A 737-nucleotide genomic window follows, 5' to 3' on the forward strand; every position below is an offset into this window, starting at 1 on the left:
GGAGAGGCCCCGCATCTCTGCGGCGCCGAGCTGCGCGCGGCACAGGAGCGGGTTTCCGACCTCGCGCTGCGGGCGCGGCCGATCATCGAATATCTCTACGGGCAGATCCGCGATTCCGGCTGCATCGTGCTGCTGTCGGACTGCAACGGCTTCCTGCTCGACGCGGTGGGCGATCCCGGCTTCAGCGGGCGGGCGGCGCGGGTGGCGCTGCAGCCGGGGGCGAGCTGGGCGGAGACGGACCGCGGGACCAACGCCGTCGGCACCGCGCTGATCGAGGCGGCGCCGGTCGTCGTCCACGGCGCGGAGCATTTCCTGGAGCGGAACAATTTCCTCGCCTGCGCCGCCGCCCCCCTCACCGCCTCGACCGGCGAGCTGCTCGGCGTGATCGACATTTCCTGCGACCAGCGGGTGTATCATCCGCACACGTTCGGCCTGGTGCGGGCGGCGGCGCAGATGATCGAGAACCGGATGTTCGAGATGTCACATCTGCGTGACGTGAAGCTGCGCTTCCATGCCTCGCGCCAGGGGGTGGGGACGCTGGCCGAGGGGGTGGTGGCGTTCGGGGCGGACGGCACGCTGCGCGGGGCGAACGGGGCGGCGATGCAGATGCTCGGCCTGCGGCGCGAGGATCTTGGCCAGGTGTCGGCGGTGGAGGTGTTCGAGGAGACGGTGGAGGCGCTGCTGGCGCGCGAGCGGCGCGGCGGCGGCGAGCCGCTGGAGCTGCGGCCGCCGGGCGG

General features: G+C 72.7%; 1 protein-coding gene. It reads left to right on the forward strand.

Going from position 1 to position 737, the window contains the following annotated elements; translation table 11 throughout:
• On the forward strand, positions 1 to 737 hold a 737-nt coding region (locus tag APM_RS13165), incomplete at both ends, for a sigma-54-dependent Fis family transcriptional regulator (RefSeq protein WP_007423856.1).

Origin of the sequence: Acidiphilium sp. PM (assembly GCF_000219295.1) — a bacterium.
Taxonomy (GTDB): Bacteria; Pseudomonadota; Alphaproteobacteria; order Acetobacterales; family Acetobacteraceae; genus Acidiphilium; species Acidiphilium multivorum.